Origin of the sequence: Paenibacillus sp. HJGM_3 (genome assembly GCF_045062745.1) — a bacterium.
Lineage (GTDB): Bacteria > Bacillota > Bacilli > Paenibacillales > NBRC-103111 > Paenibacillus_AA.
Map to the genome: position 1 here is coordinate 143,292 of NZ_JBJGED010000010.1, position 20,135 is coordinate 163,426.

Annotated in this window: 23 protein-coding genes; 13 read left to right on the plus strand and 10 right to left on the minus strand. The window is 58.7% G+C overall.

What is annotated here, in order from left to right; genetic code table 11:
* Window positions 1-19: 19 nt before the first annotated feature.
* Window positions 20-682 carry a thiaminase II gene (gene tenA, locus ACI5FR_RS13470; protein ID WP_405455041.1) on the plus strand — a complete coding sequence of 221 codons (663 nt, stop codon included), beginning with the start codon at window positions 20-22 and terminating at the stop codon, window positions 680-682.
* 40 nt (window positions 683-722) lie between these two features.
* Here the strand turns inward: tenA and ACI5FR_RS13475 are convergent, their stop codons facing one another.
* The 3 genes from ACI5FR_RS13475 to ACI5FR_RS13485 are packed head-to-tail and all read right to left on the minus strand — an operon-like array spanning window position 723 to window position 2,204.
* Window positions 723-1,385 (minus strand): NUDIX hydrolase, encoded by a 663-nt coding sequence (locus ACI5FR_RS13475; RefSeq protein ID WP_405455042.1) that lies wholly within the window; start codon window positions 1,383-1,385, stop codon window positions 723-725.
* Between the two features lie 36 nt (window positions 1,386-1,421).
* Window positions 1,422-2,021: a hypothetical protein gene (locus tag ACI5FR_RS13480; RefSeq protein WP_405455043.1), complete on the minus strand. Its 600-nt coding sequence runs from the start codon at window positions 2,019-2,021 to the stop codon at window positions 1,422-1,424.
* Window positions 2,022-2,039: 18 nt separating this feature from the next.
* Complete coding sequence (locus ACI5FR_RS13485; RefSeq protein WP_405455044.1) at window positions 2,040-2,204, minus strand: hypothetical protein; 165 nt, start codon at window positions 2,202-2,204, stop codon at window positions 2,040-2,042.
* A 148-nt stretch (window positions 2,205-2,352) separates the two neighbouring features.
* Between ACI5FR_RS13485 and ACI5FR_RS13490 the strand changes: the two genes are divergently transcribed.
* Complete coding sequence (locus ACI5FR_RS13490) at window positions 2,353-2,721, plus strand: helix-turn-helix domain-containing protein (RefSeq protein WP_405455045.1); 369 nt, start codon at window positions 2,353-2,355, stop codon at window positions 2,719-2,721.
* A gap of 382 nt (window positions 2,722-3,103) precedes the next feature.
* On the opposite strand, the gene ACI5FR_RS13495 is transcribed toward ACI5FR_RS13490, so the two are convergent.
* The gene (locus tag ACI5FR_RS13495) at window positions 3,104-4,597 is read right to left on the minus strand and encodes an MFS transporter (protein WP_405455046.1); all 1,494 of its coding nucleotides are present in this window, start codon (window positions 4,595-4,597) and stop codon (window positions 3,104-3,106) included.
* A 194-nt stretch (window positions 4,598-4,791) separates the two neighbouring features.
* Between ACI5FR_RS13495 and ACI5FR_RS13500 the strand changes: the two genes are divergently transcribed.
* Window positions 4,792-5,376, plus strand: a complete 585-nt coding sequence (locus ACI5FR_RS13500; protein WP_405455047.1) for a TetR/AcrR family transcriptional regulator — start codon at window positions 4,792-4,794, stop codon at window positions 5,374-5,376.
* Between the two features lie 29 nt (window positions 5,377-5,405).
* Here ACI5FR_RS13500 and ACI5FR_RS13505 read toward each other — a convergent pair whose 3' ends face one another.
* Genes ACI5FR_RS13505 through ACI5FR_RS13515 form a run of 3 tightly spaced genes read right to left on the minus strand, consistent with a single transcriptional unit; the run spans window position 5,406 to window position 7,079 of the window.
* Complete coding sequence (locus ACI5FR_RS13505) at window positions 5,406-5,621, minus strand: hypothetical protein (protein WP_405455048.1); 216 nt, start codon at window positions 5,619-5,621, stop codon at window positions 5,406-5,408.
* A 37-nt stretch (window positions 5,622-5,658) separates the two neighbouring features.
* Window positions 5,659-6,810: a DNA polymerase III subunit beta gene (gene dnaN, locus ACI5FR_RS13510; RefSeq protein WP_405455049.1), complete on the minus strand. Its 1,152-nt coding sequence runs from the start codon at window positions 6,808-6,810 to the stop codon at window positions 5,659-5,661.
* A gap of 8 nt (window positions 6,811-6,818) precedes the next feature.
* Complete coding sequence (locus ACI5FR_RS13515; protein WP_405455050.1) at window positions 6,819-7,079, minus strand: ribbon-helix-helix domain-containing protein; 261 nt, start codon at window positions 7,077-7,079, stop codon at window positions 6,819-6,821.
* A gap of 186 nt (window positions 7,080-7,265) precedes the next feature.
* Here ACI5FR_RS13515 and ACI5FR_RS13520 point away from each other — a divergent pair, with 186 nt between their 5' ends.
* From ACI5FR_RS13520 to def, 5 genes are all read left to right on the plus strand, one after another.
* Window positions 7,266-7,973: a DNA alkylation repair protein gene (locus ACI5FR_RS13520; RefSeq protein WP_405455110.1), complete on the plus strand. Its 708-nt coding sequence runs from the start codon at window positions 7,266-7,268 to the stop codon at window positions 7,971-7,973.
* Between the two features lie 183 nt (window positions 7,974-8,156).
* Window positions 8,157-9,989 carry a WG repeat-containing protein gene (locus tag ACI5FR_RS13525; protein WP_405455111.1) on the plus strand — a complete coding sequence of 611 codons (1,833 nt, stop codon included), beginning with the start codon at window positions 8,157-8,159 and terminating at the stop codon, window positions 9,987-9,989.
* Between the two features lie 63 nt (window positions 9,990-10,052).
* Window positions 10,053-11,555, plus strand: coding sequence for a UDP-N-acetylmuramoyl-L-alanyl-D-glutamate--2,6-diaminopimelate ligase (locus ACI5FR_RS13530; RefSeq protein ID WP_405455051.1), 1,503 nt, complete (start codon window positions 10,053-10,055; stop codon window positions 11,553-11,555).
* 8 nt (window positions 11,556-11,563) lie between these two features.
* Window positions 11,564-11,806 carry a helix-turn-helix domain-containing protein gene (locus ACI5FR_RS13535; protein WP_405455052.1) on the plus strand — a complete coding sequence of 81 codons (243 nt, stop codon included), beginning with the start codon at window positions 11,564-11,566 and terminating at the stop codon, window positions 11,804-11,806.
* A gap of 3 nt (window positions 11,807-11,809) precedes the next feature.
* Entirely contained in the window at window positions 11,810-12,331 is a 522-nt protein-coding gene (gene def, locus ACI5FR_RS13540; protein ID WP_405455053.1) for a peptide deformylase, read from the plus strand.
* 28 nt (window positions 12,332-12,359) lie between these two features.
* On the opposite strand, the gene ACI5FR_RS13545 is transcribed toward def, so the two are convergent.
* A complete protein-coding gene (locus ACI5FR_RS13545) occupies window positions 12,360-13,091 on the minus strand; it encodes an NAD-dependent protein deacylase (protein WP_405455054.1) in 732 nt (243 codons plus the stop codon).
* A gap of 282 nt (window positions 13,092-13,373) precedes the next feature.
* Here ACI5FR_RS13545 and ACI5FR_RS13550 point away from each other — a divergent pair, with 282 nt between their 5' ends.
* Window positions 13,374-14,585, plus strand: coding sequence for an MFS transporter (locus ACI5FR_RS13550; protein ID WP_405455055.1), 1,212 nt, complete (start codon window positions 13,374-13,376; stop codon window positions 14,583-14,585).
* Here ACI5FR_RS13550 and ACI5FR_RS13555 read toward each other — a convergent pair.
* A complete protein-coding gene (locus tag ACI5FR_RS13555; RefSeq protein ID WP_405455056.1) occupies window positions 14,570-15,313 on the minus strand; it encodes a hypothetical protein in 744 nt (247 codons plus the stop codon). The genes ACI5FR_RS13550 and ACI5FR_RS13555 overlap by 16 nt on opposite strands.
* Before the next feature lie 76 nt (window positions 15,314-15,389).
* Window positions 15,390-16,007 (minus strand): sporulation-specific diadenylate cyclase CdaS, encoded by a 618-nt coding sequence (cdaS, locus tag ACI5FR_RS13560; protein WP_405455057.1) that lies wholly within the window; start codon window positions 16,005-16,007, stop codon window positions 15,390-15,392.
* A gap of 168 nt (window positions 16,008-16,175) precedes the next feature.
* Between cdaS and ACI5FR_RS13565 the strand changes: the two genes are divergently transcribed.
* The 4 genes from ACI5FR_RS13565 to ACI5FR_RS13580 all read left to right on the plus strand — a co-directional run bounded on the left by ACI5FR_RS13565 (window position 16,176) and on the right by ACI5FR_RS13580 (window position 20,078).
* Window positions 16,176-16,709, plus strand: a complete 534-nt coding sequence (locus ACI5FR_RS13565; protein ID WP_405455058.1) for a YceI family protein — start codon at window positions 16,176-16,178, stop codon at window positions 16,707-16,709.
* Window positions 16,710-16,823: 114 nt separating this feature from the next.
* Window positions 16,824-17,684, plus strand: coding sequence for a pirin family protein (locus ACI5FR_RS13570; protein ID WP_405455059.1), 861 nt, complete (start codon window positions 16,824-16,826; stop codon window positions 17,682-17,684).
* 141 nt (window positions 17,685-17,825) lie between these two features.
* Window positions 17,826-18,899, plus strand: a complete 1,074-nt coding sequence (gene desA, locus ACI5FR_RS13575) for a Delta(5) desaturase DesA (RefSeq protein WP_405455060.1) — start codon at window positions 17,826-17,828, stop codon at window positions 18,897-18,899.
* Window positions 18,900-18,941: 42 nt separating this feature from the next.
* Window positions 18,942-20,078, plus strand: coding sequence for a sensor histidine kinase (locus tag ACI5FR_RS13580; RefSeq protein ID WP_405455061.1), 1,137 nt, complete (start codon window positions 18,942-18,944; stop codon window positions 20,076-20,078).
* The last annotated feature ends 57 nt before the right edge of the window (window positions 20,079-20,135 follow it).

Genomic DNA, 20,135 nt, shown 5'->3' on the forward strand with positions numbered 1-20,135 from the left:
AAAGGGTTAGGGGAGAACGATGAAATTTACCGAGTTATTGCGCCAGGAGGCCGATGCGAGCTGGGAAGCGAGCTTCCGGCATCCGTTCATCCAAGGCATCGCCGACGGGTCGCTGCCGCTCGATTGCTTCCGCTATTATGTATTGAATGATTCCTACTACTTGTCCGTCTTCGCGCAAGTCCAAGGGCTCGGCGCGGCAAAGGCGCACGACCTGCATACGTCCGGCCGCATGGCGCTGCATATCCAGGGCACCTATAACACCGAGCTGGCGCTGCACGAGAAGTTCTCCCGGCTGCTGAACATCACGCCGGAGGAGAAGGCGGCATTCCAACCGGCGCCGACCGCTTACGCTTATACGTCCCATCTACTGCGGGCGGCGTACACCGGGCATATCGGCGATATCGTCGCGGTCATGCTGCCGTGCTACTGGCTGTATCTGGAGATCGGCGATCGATTGAAAGGCGCGGCTCCCGAGGAACCGATCTATCGCGAATGGATCGGCACGTACGGCTCCGAACGGTTCCGCGAGGTGGTGCAGGAACAGATCGATCGCCTGGACGAGCTCGCGGCCCGGGTCCCCGATTGGGAACGGGAGCGACTGAAGCGCCAGTTCCTGATCAGCAGCCAATACGAGCATGCGTTCTGGGAGATGGCGTACCGGCTCGAGAAGTGGGCGTTCTGACCAACCTCGCTCGCAAAACAAAAGGGCGACGGCCATCCGGTTAAGATGGTCGGTCGCCCTGCTCTTTGTCGGCCTGTGCCCGTGCATGAGGAACGATTCGCTCCAGCATCCGGATGTACTCGCCGCCATGGTCGACGAAGTCGTCGGTGCGCAGTGAATACTCCACCTCGCGGCAATGGCCGCTGTCTTCGGCCCACTCCAGTCCGGTGGCCCGGGCATAGTCGACTCGGCCCCGGAAGAGGGCGAGCGTATCCTCCAGCCGAATGCGCACGAGCCCGGACACCTCGTCGAGCTGCGGCCGATAGGCGATTAGCGGAAGTGTGTTGATCAGTAAGAAGACGTGGGACATTTCCCGGTCGATGATGCCCGGCTCCAAGTACGTATGACGGACGACGCCCAGCGGGATCAGCTCGTCCATCGTGACCGCGATGCCCAGCTCCTCCTGAGGCTCGCGAATGCCGTCCTCCAGTGTCTCGCCCGCGAGCAGATGCCCGGCCGACGTCGTATCGAACTTGCCGGGATTCGTATCCTTGCGCGTATGCCGCTTCTGAAACAGCACATAATCGACACCCGCGTCCCGCTGCAGCACCACGCAATGGAACGTGCGGTGCCAGTAGCCTTCGGCGTGCGCTACGCTCCGCGGAGCCGTCCCCGCATATTGGCCGTCCTCGTCATATATATCCAGTCGTTCTTCCTCCGACATAGGCTTCGTCTCCAGAGTAGTCACCTCGGTTAGGTCTCAAGAATGGAGCTTCCCCGAGCAAGGGGCCGCATCGTAATAAACATACCAGAAGGTGCTGCCGATGTGAAGATGAAGCTCTCGCGTATACGGCTCGAACAGGCCGAGCAGATGATCCTCGAAAAAGTACGGTGCGCAGCTCGTCGACGTGCGCTCACCTCCTATGCCATCGGTACTCACATAGTCGGCCATAAAGACGGAGGCATCGTAGCCGATTCTGCGGTGAAACGCATCCAGGAACGACCTGCGGTGTGCTGGGTGGACGTGAGCCAGCCAAAAGTTGGCCATGCCTGCGTCGCAGTCGCCCGCCACGCTCGCAAAGTCATACGTCCCGGGAGCATTCCCGGGGTACCATGCGGAATACGGCGGCTTCGTCAGCTGTAACGGGGTTCCGACGGTCAGCCGGGGGATCGGATTGGCGGCTGTCCTCAGCCGGGCGGTCCAATGGCCATTCCCGAAGGCGATCTCCAGTACATTCCGCTTCCATAACGCACTGCGCATGGCCGCATCCAGCTCGTCCAGCTCCTGTGTGTAAACCTCAGTGTCCCGCCGATTCTCCGGATCGGGCGTTAGGCTTCGTTCGATGAACTCAGGCTGCACCGGCGCCCCTCCTTAGCCTTATTTGAAGTGATCCTGGTATTGGTTCCGATTAGCATTATCTTCGGCTTTGCGTTTGCTTCTGCGGCGCACTTGGTATTCGATGAGGAAACAGAGGAAGAAGACGACAACTCCGGCGAGAAAAAACCATTTGAACAGAGGGTCTCTCAAAATCATAAAGGACATCCGAATTCTCCTTTTTTGAGGGAAGCTATCAATATTTCCCATATACTCCTAGCATATATTTCAAATTATAACCCAACAATAGAATAATCTTCAACATTATTTTGAAGATATTTCAAATGCTCTATACTTGGGTCAGAGGTGAACAAGCATGACGTTCGGAGCCCGATTGAAGCGAGCCCGCAACAATAAACGATTGACGCAGCATGAAGTGGCCAAAATTTTGGGTTTGAATTTCACAACCATCTCCAAGTACGAGAACGACAAGTCGCAGCCGGATAACGACACGCTGACGCAGTTATCCCAACTGTATGACGTCACGATCGACTGGCTGCTGCTCGGTGAGACGAAGTCGGTATCGGATGAGCCGTACCCGGCGGCCAAGGTTTACATAGACGGGATGACGGAGGAGCTCACTCCGGAGGAAGCGAGGCATCTGAAGGACAGCTTGGAGATGTTTCGTCTGCTGAAGGAGAAGCGGGAGAAGTACGACAGCGGTTCCGGCAAGGGGAAGCGTTGAAGCTCGGGACTTTATATGCTAGAAGATCAACTGGATGTTGCCACAATGGCAACGTATAAAAGGGACTGTTTCGCATCCTGTGCGGAACAGTCCCTATGTTTTCTCAACGATAACCGAGTACGTTGGGACTTTCGAGCGGCTTGAATAACTGCATTTTTTTCCTCTAACTGAAAATCAAAACTTCCAAACTCGGGCCTTAGAGGAAAAATTTTCCCTCAATTTTACCAAAGAACCGAATTTCTGCTCGTTTTTATGCAATAGCTGAAAATTTTTCCTTTAATCACCCGAAAAAACCGATGTTTCCGAGAATAACGGCAATTTTTTCTTTTATTGGTTTTCCATACATGTGTGAGAGCAATTTGGGGTCAGTTCGAGCTGGAGGTCAATCTATGGCCGGGAATACCTGCCCTTCTGTCAAAGCAGACGAGGCTGCCGGCGACGATTCACCGGACCGAGCCGCGGCCCGGTTCCGGGCGCGCATCAAGGCGGTGATCAGCAGCCAAGTGAGCGCCGTCAGCCCGATGACGAGCGCCAGACTCCACTGCATCGTGTGCGCGTAGGCCGATTTTGGAGACTGTGTCGCGTTATAACGCGTCAACAAGCTCTGGAACAGCGTCCCGATGCCGGCGACCCCCATGGCGGACGCCACTTGGGTGAACGTGCTGAGCACCCCCGAGGCCGCACCCGCGTGCGGTCCCCGCACTCCGGCGAGCACGGTGTGAATGAGCGGAGAAGCGACGGCTCCCTGCCCGGCCCCGGCCAAAAGGAGCGGCACGAACATGTGCATCCATTCGATTGAGGCATTTTCCACCACCATGATGAGCGCGGTATAGCCGACCGCCATCCCTACCGTGCCGAATTGCAGCACGCGAAGGCCGAACCGCTTCTGCAGCCGGGGAGTGAGAAGGGACGCCAGGAAGTAGCCGACCCCGAGCGGGATGAACATATAGGCGGTATGCAGCGGTTCGATCCCCATGCCCGCCTGCAGGAACACGGAGAACATGAAGTAGAGCGCCGCATTGCCGCTGTAGAATACTAGGGCGATGAGCATGCCGTACCGGAACGAGGCGGTCTCGAACAGCGTAGTCGGCATCAGGGGAGCCATGCCTCGGCGGAGCAGCCGGTTCTCGAACCGGACGAACAGCGTCAGCACGATCAGGGAGAGGGCCCAACTCGCGTAGACCCAGAGCGGCCAATCGTTCTCGAGCCCCACGACGAGCGGATAGACGAGCAGCGCGAGTCCGACGGAGACGAAACCGACTCCCACCGTATCGAGTCGTTTCCTTTCGGGCGCGTACGATTCTTTCAACATTCCGGCTGCGAAAAGGAGCGAGAGGATGCCGACCGGAAGATTGACCAAGAAGACGAGGCGCCACTCCATCCCCCACCAGTTCGCTTGCAGCAGCAGGCCGCCGATAATTTGTCCGCTGATGCCCCCGACGCCCAGCACTGCGCCGAAGAGGCCAAGCGCCTTGCCGCGTTCCTCAACCGGGAAGATGACTTGGATAAGCGAGAGCACCTGCGGCATAAGCGCTGCCGCGGAGATCCCCTGGAGCACCCGGGCGGCGATGAGCATGGACGCGCTTCCGGAGAAGCCGCACCAAGCCGACGACAGGACGAAGCCGGCGACGCCGACGAGGAACATTTTTTTGCGGCCGAACAAGTCGCCCAGCCTGCCGCCTGTAATGAGCAGCACCGCATAGCTCAGCACATAACCCGCTACGATGAACTGCAGTTGGCCGAAGTCGGTCGCCAGTGAGCGCTGGATGGAGGGCAGCGATACGTTGACGATGAACATGTCGAGCGCGACCATGAAGGCGGCCGTCAAGAGCACGGCCAGGGACCACCATCTTCTCGGATCGGAAGTCGGATTCATACGGGGATGAACACCTCTCTTACTTAAGATTGAGTACAAGCGTCTAACGGAAGATCGGTTGACACAGAGCGGATCGTTTTTTACAATGAGGTAGACAGATCTGTCTCATTGACAACATGATCCAATCATACAGACCGGTCTGTCTCGTGTCAACCATAAATTACCTTTGTCATGAAAAAGGATGAGGTGTTCCGATGGAAACCGTAAAGAGAGAGACGGCTAAAGAACGCATTCTGCGCGTGGCTTCGGCCTTGTTTTATCAGGAAGGCATTCGGGCGGTGGGAATCGATCGAATCATTCAGGAATCGGGGGTGGCCAAGGCCAGCTTCTACCGCAACTTCGCCACCAAGGACGATCTCATCGTCGCTTATCTGGAACAGAAGCAAAGCGCCAGCATGGCCAGTCTGGAGGAGGGCCGGCGGCTGTATCCGCATGCTCCCGTGAAGCAGCTCATGTACGCCATCGATCGGCTGGTCGAACGCATGAGCAGTCCCGGGTATCGGGGCTGCGCCTTCATGAATACGGCGGTGGAGTTCCCGGAATGCGGCCATCCGGGTCACGCGGCGGCGGTCGAAGGCCGCAACTTTCTGTGGCGGCGCATCGAGGAGATCGCCCGGGATGCCGGCGCGCACAATCCGGAAGAGCTCGCCCAACAGCTGCGCATGCTGGTGAGCGGAGCCATGATGGTCGCCTACATGTCGCGGGAGAGCTTCAACCCGGGTTACTTCGCCCAAGCGGCCAGGACGCTCGTCGACAATCAGCTGGCCATGATGGATTGAACCTCATCCCGCAGCTCAAAGGGATCACGCTATCTGCGCTTCATCTCATAAAACTCGCAAGCCGTTCGCGAGTGGTAAGCGACTTCGCTTACCCCGGCCTGCAGCACGACAGTGACGTCATCGAATCTTGTGATCACGGCTCCGGAGCCGATCATGTGGTCATTCTGAAAAACCCGGATTGGAGTTTGTTTCTCCATCGCTTCTTGAAAATCTTGATCGGTATATAAGCGGCGGTTGTGCGCCATATAGCGGTTCAGCTCCTTGTAGTTAGGGGATGGCCGGTCACGCGGATTGTGTTTCCCGCGTACGGATCGGGGTCAGCAGATAGAGAGGCGTCGGGACTTCGGCCGGCCGAATGACGAGCGGGCTCATGCCGCCCGTCAGGCGAATGCTGGCATCGGCGTCGCCCAGGGCGCGCATCAGCTCGGCCATATAGCGGCCGTTGAAGAAGACGGTGCTCGGCTCTCCGTGCAGGCTGTGAAGCGGAATCTCCGCCACCGCATCTCCTGCGTCACTGTTCATCGAGCTGATGCGCAGCGGTTGATTCGGCCGGGCCTCCAGCCGGACAAGAGCTTCTGCGCCGGCCAGCAGACAGACTCGCTCCAGTGCCAGTACAAGGCGCGGGGCGTTCACGATCAGCTCGGTCACGTTCGCACGCGGAATGAGCTTGTCGGTCGGCGGGAACGTCCCCTCGAGCAGCACGGACGAAAGCCGGAACGAGTTGTTGCGGAACCGGATCCGGTTAGGGTCGATCTCGATTTCGGTCATGTCGTCGTCGTTCACTAACATTTTACATAAATCGGATAGCGTTGCGCCAGGGACCACGACTTCGATGGGGGCCGCGTCCAGGCGGTCGGCCGGAAGCTCCAGCGTATGCGAGGCGAGCCGGATGCTGTCCGTGGCCAGCAGCCTCACCTTGTCCGTATCGAACGTACAGAGCACCCCCGTGAGGAGCGGCCTCGTATCCGTTGCCGAGACGGCGAAGGAAACGCGGCTGATCGCGGCCTTCAGCATGCGATTCGTCATCCGGACCGTGCGGTCCGGCGAGCCGAAGCCAGACATGAGGGGGAATTCTTCGGCGCTAGCGCCGCTTAGCCGGACGACGGTCGAGTCGGCCCGGACCGTCAACTGATGCCGGTCGTCCAGCTCGATCCGGACTTCGCCGGCAGGAAGCTTGCGAACCGTCTCCAGCAAATAAAGCCCGGGCACGACGACACGGTGAACGTGTGAATCACTGGCGGATGAGTCGCGCGGCAGCAGCGGAACCTCGACCTGAATCATAACTTTGGTGTTGCTGGCGGTGACGCTGAGCCGTTCCGGATGCAGCTCCAGCAGAACGCCCGCAAGAATCGGCAGCGGACCGGACGGCTCGATCGCTTTGGCCGCGTGCTGCAGCGCCTTAAGCAGCTCGTTCTGGGACAGTAGGGCGATCATGGCTTCACCTAGCTTTCGATGGGTTCATGCGAATCATGCTTCATATAACGTTCGATCATAGCGCGGATGACTTCGGATTTGGTGGACCGGGCCGCCTCGACTTTATGCTCGAACGCCTCCCACAGTTCCTCAGGCAGCGTGACGGACACTTTCTTCGTCTGGCCGATTCGCTTCCGTCCGGCGCCGGACCGGGGGCCGCCCCGGTTCAGGAGCAGACTAAGCTGGCCCTCTTCGGTCGGAATGTACATCTTGGCAGATTTGTCGGTCATGGGGAACCAGCCTTTCATTTGGTTAGGTTAGTTTAGCGCTATGAAAAAAGTTACTTTTATCAAAAGGACTCTACATTAACTGTATCAAAATCGTCCCTAATTAGCAATACGAATCGCCCCGTCTGCTTGACCGCACGGATCTATGGTACAATATGACGATATGGATACCAGGAGGCCGGTCGGATGATGAAGCTGGAAAACGTAATGCAGGAGCTGGAAGCGCTCGGAACGGAGCAGACGAAGCGGACGCTCATTCGCCACGGGGCGATGGAGCCTGTGTCCGGCGTGAAGATCGGCGATATGAAGAAGCTGGTGAAGGCGGTTAAGAAGGACCAGGCGCTTGCGGCGAAGCTGTATGAGACGGGTCATTACGACGCGATGTACTTGGCCGGGCTGACCGTGGATCCGGGTCAAGTGACGAAGCCGATGCTGCAGAGCTGGGTGAAAAGCGCCTACTGCTACACGCTTGCCGAGTATACGGTGGCGAATCTCGCGGCGGAGAGCGCCTATGGGGTAGAGCTGGCGAGGGAATGGATCGATTCGGAGGAGGAGTTCGTCGCAACATGCGGCTGGAGCACATATGCGAACTACCTGAGCGTGACGCCGGACGAGGAGCTGGACTTGACAGAGATTCGCGGCTTGCTGAAGCGCGTGCGGGAGACGATCCACGAGCAGCCGAACCGGGTGCGCTATACGATGAACATGTTCGTCATTTGCACGGGATCGTTTGTGGAGGCGCTGCATGAGGAAGCGGAGGATGCGGCCAAGCAGATCGGCGCGGTGCGTGTCAACATGGGGGATACCGCGTGCAAAGTCCCGCTTGCCGCGGAGTATATTCGCAAAGTCGAGGCGGCCGGCAAGCGGGGCGTGAAGAAAAAAACGTGCATTTGCTGATTCGGGTGAAGCCGGCTCCATTCACGATCCGCTAACCTCCTGTTATCGTTCCCGCGCTGCCGAGACCCGGCGGTTCGGGGGCGATAGCGGGAGGTTTTCACGTTGACGGCGGCCGTGTGGCACCGATTGGGTCGAATGCCCATACTCTGTTGACATAAGACAGAGATGGGATGTGTGAACAAGATGTGGTTTGATCCTTATGCCGGGTGGAGCGGCCATCCGGTCCATTTCCAGGTGCAGCCGTACCCGCAGGCGCCGTACTATCCGCCCGTCGCCTGGCCTGACGATCCCAGGTTCGCTCGACCGTTCCAAGCGGCGATGCTATACCCGATTCCCGTTATGACGACGCACGGAACCCGGTGGGGCTATATCAACGATCGGGGCGCCGTCTTCATCCGGCCGCAGTTCGATTATGCGCATGATTTTCAGAAAAACGGGTTGGCGATCGTCGATGTGCAAGGCCGAAGCGGAATTATCCGCTTATCGGGAGAGTACTTGGTGAAACCCGTCTTCGCTTCGATCACGGAGTTCTCCGAAGGCCGGGCAGCCGTGAGCGACGGGCAAGGGTATCGCGTTATCGACGAGTCCGGGCATGTGCTGACGCCGCACCCCTTCTCGTATATCGGAACGTTTCACGACGGCCGGGCGCTCTTCACACCCATGGGTGAGATGTCCAAGTACGGCTACTTGGATTTGCAAGGACACATCGTTATTCCGCCGGTGCTCCAGTCTGCGGGCGATTTCCGGAACGGCAAAGCGGTTGTCCAGATCCGCGAAAACGAGTACGCCCTCATCGGTCTGGACGGACGGCGGCTCACCACGTACCATTACCCCTATGTCGGCCCGCTCGGAGAAGGGCTGCTGGCGTTCCAGCAGGCGCAGAACGGCCCGTACGGCTACTTGAACGAGCAGGGCCAAGTCGTCATCAGCCCGCGTTACGCGATGGCGCTTCCTTTTGAAGGCGGTCGCGCGATCGTCAATACTTCAAGCGGGGTCAGCAATAAGTACGGGCTGATCGACCGGAACGGCAAGTACATCCTGCCGCCGGAATACAACGATATCCAGTGGCTGGGCGATCAGCGCATCGCGGTAGGGAAGGCGATCGATCCGGAACAGCCGTTCATCGGCTCCAAATATGCGCTCGCGGAATCGAACCGGGGTCACCTGCTGACGGACTATATGTTTTACGGCATCGAGCCTTATAAAAACGGCATGGCTTCCGCCGATGACGGCCAGCGGGTATATTTCATCGACCGCAACGGCCGTCCGGCCCCGCACACTCCGAAGGTCGAGGGCAGCGGCACCCTGCGTTGGGTCGGCTCGCTGATCAGCGCCAATGTGGATCAGAGGCAGTCGTATTACGACCGGTGGGGGAGGCTTGTATGGCGGCCGAGTACGGTCATTCCGCTCACAGGCACGCTCCGGGTGAAGGAGGGCAAGTACAAGCCGAACCGGAATTACCTCGTGTATTACCCGCAGGTGGAGGGCATGGAGGACGCCAAGGTGCAGCGGGAGGTTAACGAGAAGCTGAAGGCGCTGTCCCAGCTCAAGCCGATTCCCGCCGACCAGCAGCTCGAATACAGCTACACGGGCGATTTTCAGATCGGATTTTTCAAAAAGAACTTGCTTGTCCTGCAGCTGAACGGCTACAACTACCCCTTCGGCGCCGCGCACGGCATGCCTTCGATGATATACGCCAATTTGAATTTGAAAACCGGAGAGTTCTATGAGCTGCAGGATTTGTTCAAGCCGGGCAGCCCCTATGTGCAAGTGCTGAGCGAGATCGTGGGGAAAATGATCAAGACGGATCCGCAGTATTCGTATGTGTTCCCCGACACCTATAAGGGAATTTCGCCGGATCAGCCGTTCTATGTGACGGAGGATGCGCTGCACCTGTATTTCGCCCCGTATGAGATTGCCCCTTATGCGGCCGGCTTCCCGACGTTCAACATCCCGTTCCGGATGATTGAAGGCATTATCAACAAGGAAGGCTCGTTCTGGCAGTCGTTTCACTAGGAGCAGACGGGCGTACGGCGTTCGTGCTATGATACGGAGAAATGAATCGCCTGTCAGGAGATGATGGAGTTGAAGCTACTCGAGCTTGTAAAACAAATGCCCGATGCGCGGGTCCAGGGTGACGTGAACGTCGAAATCACCGGAATCAGTATGCATTCGCAGCATGTGCGGCCCGGCGACCTCTTCGTCTGCGTGCCCGGCATCCCGGGCTTGCAGGAGGACCGCCATCCGTACGCCGGCGCTGCAGCCAGAGCCGGGGCGGTCGCGATCGTAGCGGAGCGGGACGTCGATGCGGAGGTTCCCGTCATACGAGTGCCGAGCGCCCGGCTAGCGATGGCGATGATGGCCGCCCATCTGAACGGCCATCCCAGCCGCAGCCTGAAGCTCATCGGCGTAACCGGGACGAACGGGAAGACGACCACCTGCCACATGATCGAAGCGATTCTCGCGCACGCGGGGCATCGGACCGGCCTCATGGGCAATCTCGGTACGAAGATCGGTTCAGAGTCGCAGGAGACGAAGATCAACACGCAGGACCCGCCGCAGCTGCAGGCGAATTTGCGTCGAATGCGGGACGACTCCGTCGAATACGCCGTCATGGAAGCCTCGTCGCAAGGCCTGCACATGAGCCGGGTGCAGGCCTGCTCGTTCCGTGCCGCGGTGTTCACGAACTTGACGCAGGACCACCTCGACTATCATGGGACGATGGAAGCTTATTTGGACGCCAAAGCGATCCTGTTCCGCCAGCTGGGCTCGGAGCCGGGGCCGACATCGGAATCGTCGCCGAAGCCGTACGCGGTACTGAATGCGGATGATCCGGCCTCTGTATACCTCCGGCGGCAAACCGCGGGCCATGTGGAAGTGCGAACTTACGGATTCGCCGAGGAGGCCGACGTGAGGGCGGCCGAAGTGGAGCTGACCGCGCAGGGTACCCGGTTCGAGCTGCAGTCATGGAAGGGCAGCTTTCCGATCGTGCTGCCGATGGTGGGCCGGTTCAACGTCTCCAATGCGCTGGCCGCGATCACGGTGGCGCTCATGGAGGACGTTCCGTTGCCCGTGATCCGGGAAGGCATGGAACGCTTCTCCGGCGTCCCCGGGCGGATGGAGATCATAGATGCCGGCCAGCCTTATCTCGTCTTGGCCGACTACGCACATTCGCCGGATGGGCTCGAGAAGGCGCTCTCCACGCTGCGGGAGTTCGCCCGGGGGAAGGTCCTCACCGTGTTCGGCTGCGGCGGCCAGCGGGATCGGGCCAAGCGGCCGGTCATGGGAGAGGTCGTGGCCAGGTACAGCGACATCGTCGTGGCAACATCGGATAACCCTAGGAAAGAAGATCCTCACCAAATCTTGGCGGACATCGAAGAAGGGTTCCGGAACGCGGGCTATACCGCCTACGAGCTCATCGAGAATCGGCGCGACGCGATCGGAAGAGCAATCCGGCTCGCGGCGCCCGGAGACATCGTGCTGATCGCGGGCAAAGGCCACGAGACGTACCAGATCGGGCCGGAGGGCACGGTTCACTTCGATGACCGGGAAGAAGCGAGAATCGCGATGCTGTGGAGGTAGATGGACGCATGCTGGAATGGATGCTAAGGAAAGTGATGGCCGATCGCGGGATTTGGTCGGGTGTGGCGCTCGCGAAGCTGCTGCAGGAGAAGGCGGCTTACCGGCTGTCGGCGCCGTCGATCAGCGCGCTGCTCCGCAGCCAGCCGAAGCAGATGAAGGCGGACACGCTCGATGCGCTGTGCACGGCGCTCGATTGCACGCCAAGCGACCTATGGGTATACACCCCGCCGAAGCGGGCGAAGGGGGCGTAGCCGATGGGCGTGAAGTTGATATTGCCGTTCGGCGATCCGATCCTGCGGAAGCCGGCGAAGCCCGTGGAAGCGTTGACGCCCAAAGTGCTCAAGCTGCTGGACGATATGGCGGAGACGCTGTATGCCGAGCCGGGTCGGGCCGGGCTCGCCGCCCCTCAGGTAGGGATCCTGCGGCAGCTGGTCGTGATGGATTGCGGGGACGGCTTAGTGGAGCTGATCAATCCGGAGATCGTAGAGGCGAGCGGGCAACAGACCGGACCGGAAGCTTGCTTGTCGTTCCCGGGCTACTCCGGCAATGTGACGCGGCATAACGCTGTGAAGGTGAAGACGCAGACGCGGCAAGGCCGGTGGGTCGAGCTGCAGGCGGAGGGCTATCTCGCCCGGTGCATGCAGCATGAGATCGATCATCTGCACGGGGTGCTGTACGTGGATCATGTTCGGGAGCAGTGGCTGTATGAGGACCGGACCGGACGGCGAATCCGGCTGATGGATGTGCTGAAGCTGAGCCGATCCGGCCAGGCGTAAGGAAGCGCCGGCAGGCGCGAGCGTCCGGCTAGCCTTCCGCCAGGACGCTCAGCACCTTGCCGATCGAGTCGTTGATCATATAGTTCGCATAACCGTCATAGGGGGTGGGCGATTTGTTGATCAGGAGCAATCGATCGCCCTTATAATGCTGGATCAGGCCCGCCGCCGGATAGACGGACAGGGACGTTCCCGCGACGATCAGCATCTCGGCCGCCGAGATCCAATCCGCGGCGTCGGCGAACGTCTGCGTGTCCAATTGTTCCTGGTACAAGACGACGTCCGGCTTCACGATGCCTCCGCATTTCGTGCAGCGTGGAATCGGTTCCGGCGAAGCCAGGATGTGGTCGAGCGGATAGTAAGCTTCGCACACCATGCAGTAGTTGCGGTGCACGGAGCCGTGCAGCTCTAGCACGTTCTGACTGCCGGCCGCCTGGTGCAGCCCGTCGATGTTCTGGGTGATGACCGCCTTCAACCGGCCTTGCGCCTCAAGCGTTGCCAGTGCCCGATGGGCCGCGTTCGGCTGGGCGTCTTTGTGAATCATCCGGCTCGTATAGAACCGGTAGAACTCCGCCGTCTGCGTGTGGAAGAAGTCTCGGCTCAGCACTTCCTCCGGCGGGTGCTCCCGCCCATGCCCGGTGCGAAACAGCCCGTTCGCCGAGCGAAAATCCGGGATGCCGCTCTCGGTCGATGTGCCGGCCCCTCCGAAAAACACGATCGGAGCGCTGCTCTGTACGATTTCTTTCAGCTTGATGATGTCCATACGCAAGTACCCCCTGTTGTCTCCTAAAGGCTTCCGCCCAACCCCCGCGTATTGCTGTCTGCTTCTATCCCTAATTATACCTCCGAACGAGCCGCACCTGCCACGAAATTCCGTTTCCCGCTATGCCTATTTCACAATTCCGTATAGAATGGGAAGAGAAATCCCGGGAACAACGACTCACATACAAAAAGGGACCCTATGCAACCAAACCAAACAAACAACCCTCTCGACCCGCTCTCATCCACACATAAAATAAAGTCCGATCCTGCGAGCAGCATCCGATTGATTGCACTAATCACCGCCATCTGCCTCTTGGCCGATTCGATGCTGTATGTGGTGCTGCCGCTCTATTGGCGGGAGGCGGGACTGACGTCGCTCTATGAAGTCGGCATCCTGTTGTCGGTGAATCGGTTCATCCGCCTGCCGCTCAATCCGATCGTCTCCTGGCTGTACCGGCGAATGAACATGACGACGGGCATGCTGATCGCCGTCATCCTGACCGGAGTCGTGACGTTCCTGTATGCGCAGGCGTCCGGATTCTGGTTCTGGTTCGCGCTCCGCTGTGCGTGGGGGCTCGTCTGGACATTCCTGCGGCTCGGGGCGTTTTACGCGATCCTGAATTTGTCGTCGGAGCACAATCGCGGGTTCCTGATGGGACAATACAACGGCTTGTCCCGCCTGGGCAGCTTGTTCGGCATGCTGGCCGGCGGCGGGCTCGTCTGGGTGATCGGCATGCGGCCGATCTTCCTGGCGTTCGCGGTGCTGACGCTCGGGGCGGTGTTCCTGGCGGTCAGGGTGAAAGCGGGCGCCGACCTGCAGCCGCATGCGGCGGCCGGTGAGACCGCCGCAGGCATCCATCCGCAGGCGGCCGCAGCCGCCGGGTTCCTCCGGCGGGTCGCCGGAGATCTGCTGGCGATGCCGGTGGCGCTCGCGCTGTTGACCGGCCTATTGACGGCCTACTTGTTCCAAGGCGTGTTCAGCTCGACGCTGAGCCACATCTTGGACCTGCGGCTGACGGGAGCCGGCATCGCCGGCAGCTTCCTGCTGAACGCGGCGATGCTCGGCGGACTGTTCCAGGCGGCGCGCTGGCTGTGGGAGCCGTGGCTCGCACCATGGATCGGGCGGAAGTCCGACGAGTCGGGCCGGCGCATCCCGCTGCTCATCGTGACCTTATGTGCGACAGCCGCTCTGTTCGCACTGATCCCGGTACCCGCGCCGCTCATGCTGTGGCTGGCTGTGCTGCTGTTCATCCAGGCGGCCGCGACGGTCCTCACGACGCTGTGCGACACGATCGCCGCCGACGTCTCCTCCGCACGGACGGACAAGGCGATGGTCATCACCGTCTACTCGATGATGGTCGACCTCGGCTCCGCGTTCGGGCCGATGATCGCCTACAGCTTCTCCGTCACGGCACTGTACATGAGCTCGGCGGCGGTGCTTGCGGCCCTGGCCGGCCTATGGCTGCTTCGCCGTGAGCGTCAGATCGTCCATTGATCGTGGACGAGGCCGACGAGATACCAGCCCGTGCCGGTATGCTCGAAGACGAGCTTCAGACTGGCCCAGTCGTGCCCTTCCAGCTTCGGATCGAAGCCGCTGAAGTAACATTCGACGAGGATCGCTTTCGGATAAGCTTCCCGCGTATTGTTCACGGTGTTGCCTTTGCCGATCGGCTCGTTGTAGCTCGTCTTCTCCGGCTTTACATAATCGTGATCGTACACGAACTTGGCATAATATTGGGCGAAGCTCAGCGAGATCGGCTCGCCGGAGCCGTCATAGGCGCCCCAAGTCCGCTTGGCGGAGTCAGTGAAGGTTTTCTCCAATTGATCGGCCTTGATCACCATATCCGTCTTCTTATTCACATTCGTATAAGGAGAGAAACGAACGCCAAGCTCCGGGTGCACATAGCCCGCGAGCTTTTTCATATCCTGGGCCTTCAGGGCTTGCAGCACCTCGGCGGCGCGTCCCTCGATCCACGTCTTGGCTTGGGCCGGGGAGACATTCCCGTTCAATGGAGCGGCTTGGGTAGGAGTAACGGCTGGCTTCTGCGAAGGCGCCGGGGTCAGGCTCGCGCTGGAGCTGGGTGCAGGTGTGGGTGTCGCGGTGGAAGTGGGGGACGAAGTAGGCGATGGGCTCCCGGTATTCACCGTGCTGCTGCAGCCGGTCAGGGTTACTAAGAGTACCGCCAGGACGCCAGGGGTTAGCCTCATAAGCAATCGCTTCATAAGAGTGTTCCGTCCTTTCCGTGGAAGTAAATTCCTGATCTCTAAACGAGAAAGGACCGGAGAAGGTTGCGGGACTTTAGTGGATGTAGAGCGGATACAACTCTCCTTTGATGGCAAAGGATGCATCCCCGGTCTCCTCCGACACGACGAGGACGATCGCGTCGCTGAGTTCCGACAAGCCGACGGCCGCCCGATGGCGGGTGCCGCGTTTAGCAGGAAGCTCGAGGTTGCGGGAGAGCGGCAATATATTTTTGGCGGATATGATCCGGTCGGTACGAATGAGCACGGCGCCGTCATGAAGCGGATTGCCGGGGTAAAAGATCGATTCCAGCAGGGCGGGGTTAATCTCCGCCTTGATGGACGTTCCGCCTTGCAGGTGCGCATCGAGCGGATCGTTACGCTCAACGACGAGCAGCGCCCCGTGATGGCGGTCGGCCAAATTTCGCACGGATGTCGCGAGATCGGCATATTTGCTTGTGTAGGGGGACAAGTAGCAGCTCAAATAATACGTAGCCGCCCGCGTCTGTACATCCGTTATCATCATGGCGATCCGCTGGAATTCACCTAGGAAGCAGCGATGCTCCTGATCGAATTCGTTTACGATATGATCGAGCTTCAGACTCACTTGCTTCAAATCCTGCTTGAGCGAAATTAACATCGGGGAAAAATCGCAATCTCCGTTTGGCTGAGCCATAGAGTCACACCTCCGCCAGTAGCATTCCCCGAGAAAAGCCAAAATATTGAATGAAAATCCCGAATAGCCAATTGACAAGAAACAGAAGTACGTATATTATAATTATATGTTTCTGATTTGTAAGTAAATTATTAATAGTAAGTAAATAACATGGAGGAGGCAATTATAATGGCAAAAACGAAATGGATTGTAGACCCTACGCACAGCAGTATCGATTTCTCCGTCAAACACATGATGATCGCGAAGGTGAAAGGCACGTTCCACGCGTTCGAAGCGAACATCGAGGCGGATCCTAACGATCTGACTTCCGCCAATATCCAAGTGGCGGTTGACGTCAGCAGCGTCGATACCCGCAATGGCGACCGCGACGCGCACCTGCGCTCCGGCGACTTCTTCGACGGCGAGAACCATCCGAAGATGACGTTCCAGTCCACTTCCATCGTGAAGACGGGCGACGGCGAATATGACGTAAAGGGCGACTTGACGATTCGCGGCGTGACGCGTCCGGAGACGCTGTCCGTCACGTTCGAGGGCGCAGGCAAAGACCCTTGGGGCAATGAGAAGGTGGGTTACAGCGCCACCGGTTCCATCAAGCGGAGCGATTTCGGCCTGACTTACAATGCCGTGCTTGAGACGGGCGGCGTCCTGATCGGCGACGAAATCAAAATTTCCATCGAGATTGAGGCCGTACAACAAGCGTAAGTAAGGAAAGCCCAATTCGGTAAACATATAGGGGAACGGTTAGCCGGTGGGATCCGGTGGCCGTTCTTTTGCTATCTGCTACAATCTGAACTCGGAAGGAGCATGGATGCCATTATGAATACCGGGAATGAAGCCGTAGAGCGAGCGATCAGTCGCGTGTGGGAAGTGTCGCCGCGGCCGGGGCAGGGCTCGCACTTGAAAGTAGGCCAGGTGCTGAAGCCCGGCCTGTGGAAAGATTACGATCCGTTCCTGCTGCTTATGGAAGATTGGTTCCAGTCCGGCACATTCGACTTTCACCCGCATCGCGGGATCGAGACCGTCACCTTCGTGCTCGAGGGCAAGTTGAAGCACGAGGACAATCACGGCGGTTATGGCGTGCTGGAGCCGGGCGATGTGCAGTGGATGACCGCGGGCCGGGGCATCATTCATTCGGAAGATCCGCTGCCCGGCGAGACGGTGCATAGCTTGCAGCTGTGGGTGAACCTGCCTCGCGCCTCCAAGATGGCGGAGCCCCGCTATCAAGATATGAAGGCGGCCGATGCGGCAGTACGGAGAGAGCCTGGAGTCATGGTCCGGGTGTTCTCCGGGGCATCGGGGGACGTACGGGCGGCGACGCTGAACCACGTCCCGGTCACGTATTTGGAGATCGTCATGGAAGCCGGAGCCGAGCTGCGGCAGACACTGCCCGGCTCCTATAACGGCTTCGTGTATGTGCTGGAAGGCTCCGGCCGGTTCGGCGGCAATGAGAAGCCGGGAACCGAGCGGCATGTTCTATGGCTCGGGTCGGCGGACGGCGCCGAACAGAGCGAGCTAACGATCCGGGCGGACACTCCGCTGCGCGTGCTGCTCATCGCCGGCGAGCCGCTCGGCGAACCGGTCGTAGCGTACGGGCCGTTCGTCATGAACACGGACGCCGAGATCCAGCAGGCATTCGAGGACTACCGGTCCGGCAAGTTCGGTCCGATTCCCGAATAAGAAACCTACATGACAAATGTCATCCCTCGAACTGATGTTTATCACTACTGCGAATTCTACCGCTTGTCTATACTTGAGGTAGAATGTGGCCGCGGAACGTATCGCGGCTTGCGCCGTCATTTCGAGGGAGGAACCCGCAGCATGAAACAACAACCGAGTATTGCCCAATTGAAACAGCAAGTAGCCCCCTTCGAGCAAATCGACACTCCAGCCAGCCTATGGCAGCTTGTCAACACCTTGGTGCCTCTCTTTGCCCTCTGGTACGCCGCTTATGTATCGCTCGCGGTCTCATATTGGCTCGCAATCCCGTTTTTGATCGCGGCCTCCGGCTTTATGGTCCGCACCTTCATCCTGTTCCACGACTGCTGTCACCAATCGTTCTTCAAAAGCCGGCGGGCGAATGATATACTGGGAACCATCCTAGGCGTGTTGACTCTGGTACCCTATCAGCAATGGAAAAATGCCCACGCGATCCATCATTCCACAAGCGGCAACCTGGATAAGCGGGGGACGGGCGATCTCTGGATCCTGACCGTCGACGAATATCTCGCCTCCCCTTTCTGGCGGAGGATCGCTTACCGGATATACCGCAACCCGCTCGTCATGTTCGGCGCCGGTCCCATCGGCGTGTTCCTCGTGCAGTATCGGTTCAACCGCAAGGGGGCGCGAGGGAAGGAACGAATCGGGAATTATTTGACCAATGTGCTGTTGGTGGGGCTGTACTCGCTGTTGATCTGGGCGATCGGCTGGCAGTCGTTTCTGCTCATCCAAGGTCCGATCTTTATGTTGTCCGGCAGTTTGGGCATCTGGCTGTTTTATGTACAGCATCAGTTCGAGGACTCCTACTTCGAGCATAAAGAGGAGTGGAGCTATGTGTCGGCAGCCGTCGAAGGGAGCTCCTACTACAAGCTGCCGGCGTGGCTGCAGTGGATCACCGGCAATATCGGCTTCCACCATGTGCATCATCTGAGCCCTAAGGTACCGAATTACCGGCTGGCTCAGGCGCATGAGGCATCCGTTCCGCTTCAGCAGGCAACGACCATCGACATTCCTCAGAGTCTGAAATCGCTTCGCTTCCACCTGTGGGATGAGCGCACGAAGCAGTTCATCGGCTTCAGGGAGCTGAAGCGGGCCCGGCGGAAAACCCCTTCCGGTAAGACGCCTTCGAGAAGTTGGCTGGATGCGGGAGGCACACCGCGGAACGAGTCTGCTTAAAGACGCCCGGGCTGGGTATGATGAAGCATAAAGGTGGATGACATGCAGAAGTGGCATCATATTTTTCACAAGAGCACCGGACTGAGTCCTTATGTATGGGTCGTCTTCTATATTCTCCCGTTTTACTTCATCCTCCGTTCTTCATCCATGGTGGAGATTGGGTTCGGCATCGCGATGATCCTCGTGTTCTTCGTATGCTACGTGATGTCCTTCATCACCAGAGGTTGGTGGGTTTATTTCTGGAGCGGGTTGCAGATTCTGATCTCGATCACGATGACGGTGCAGTTCGGTTACGTTTACTTCGCCTTGTTTTTGGCCTTCTTCATTGGAAACGTGCAGCATTTTATCGGGTTCGTGACCTTGTATTCCATCCATCTGCTCACCACGATCGCCGTCATCAACTACGGATTCGTAACGCAGAACCCCATGCTGTTGTCCCAGCTTCCGTTCGTCCTGGTCAGCCTGATCGGGGTGATCCTGCTGCCGGTCACGACGTATACGCGGAACCGCAGAGAGAAGCTGCAGGGGCAGCTGGAGGACGCGAATAAGAAAATCTCCGAGCTGATCAAGCTGGAGGAGCGGCAGCGCATCGCTCGCGATCTTCACGATACGCTAGGGCAACAGCTTTCGCTAATCGGACTGAAGAGCGACCTGGCGGCCAAATTGATCGGCAAAAATCCGGCGCAAGCGCAAGCCGAGATGAACGACATTCGCCAGACGGCTAGAATTGCTCTGAAAGAAGTACGTGAATTGGTCACCGAGCTGCGCGGTACCCGGTTGGAGGATGAGCTGTACCGGGTGGCGCAGATTCTGAAGGCGGCTGATATCGAACTGATTCTCGAGGGCGACCGCAGGATCGACGGCCTTTCCCTAATGGCTGAGAATGTGCTCAGTATGTGCCTGAGAGAAGCCGTGACGAACGTTGTGAAGCACAGCGGCGCGACTGCCTGCACGATCCGGATCGAGGCTTCTCCATCCGAGCTGGTGATCCAAGTAAAGGACAATGGTGTCGGTATGACCGATGCTGGCATGGCTCAACCGGATCTCGGCGGCAAGTGCAATGGGTTGCGCGGTATGCGGGAGCGCCTTGAATTCGTCAACGGGGTCATGGAGATCGTCACGCGGAACGGAAGCTTAGTGAACTTCCGAGTGCCTATCGTGAGCAGGCAGAATGGATAAACATCCGGCAGGCAGCGATTCAATCGATCGTCGCTGCATGGACAAGGAGGGATCCCT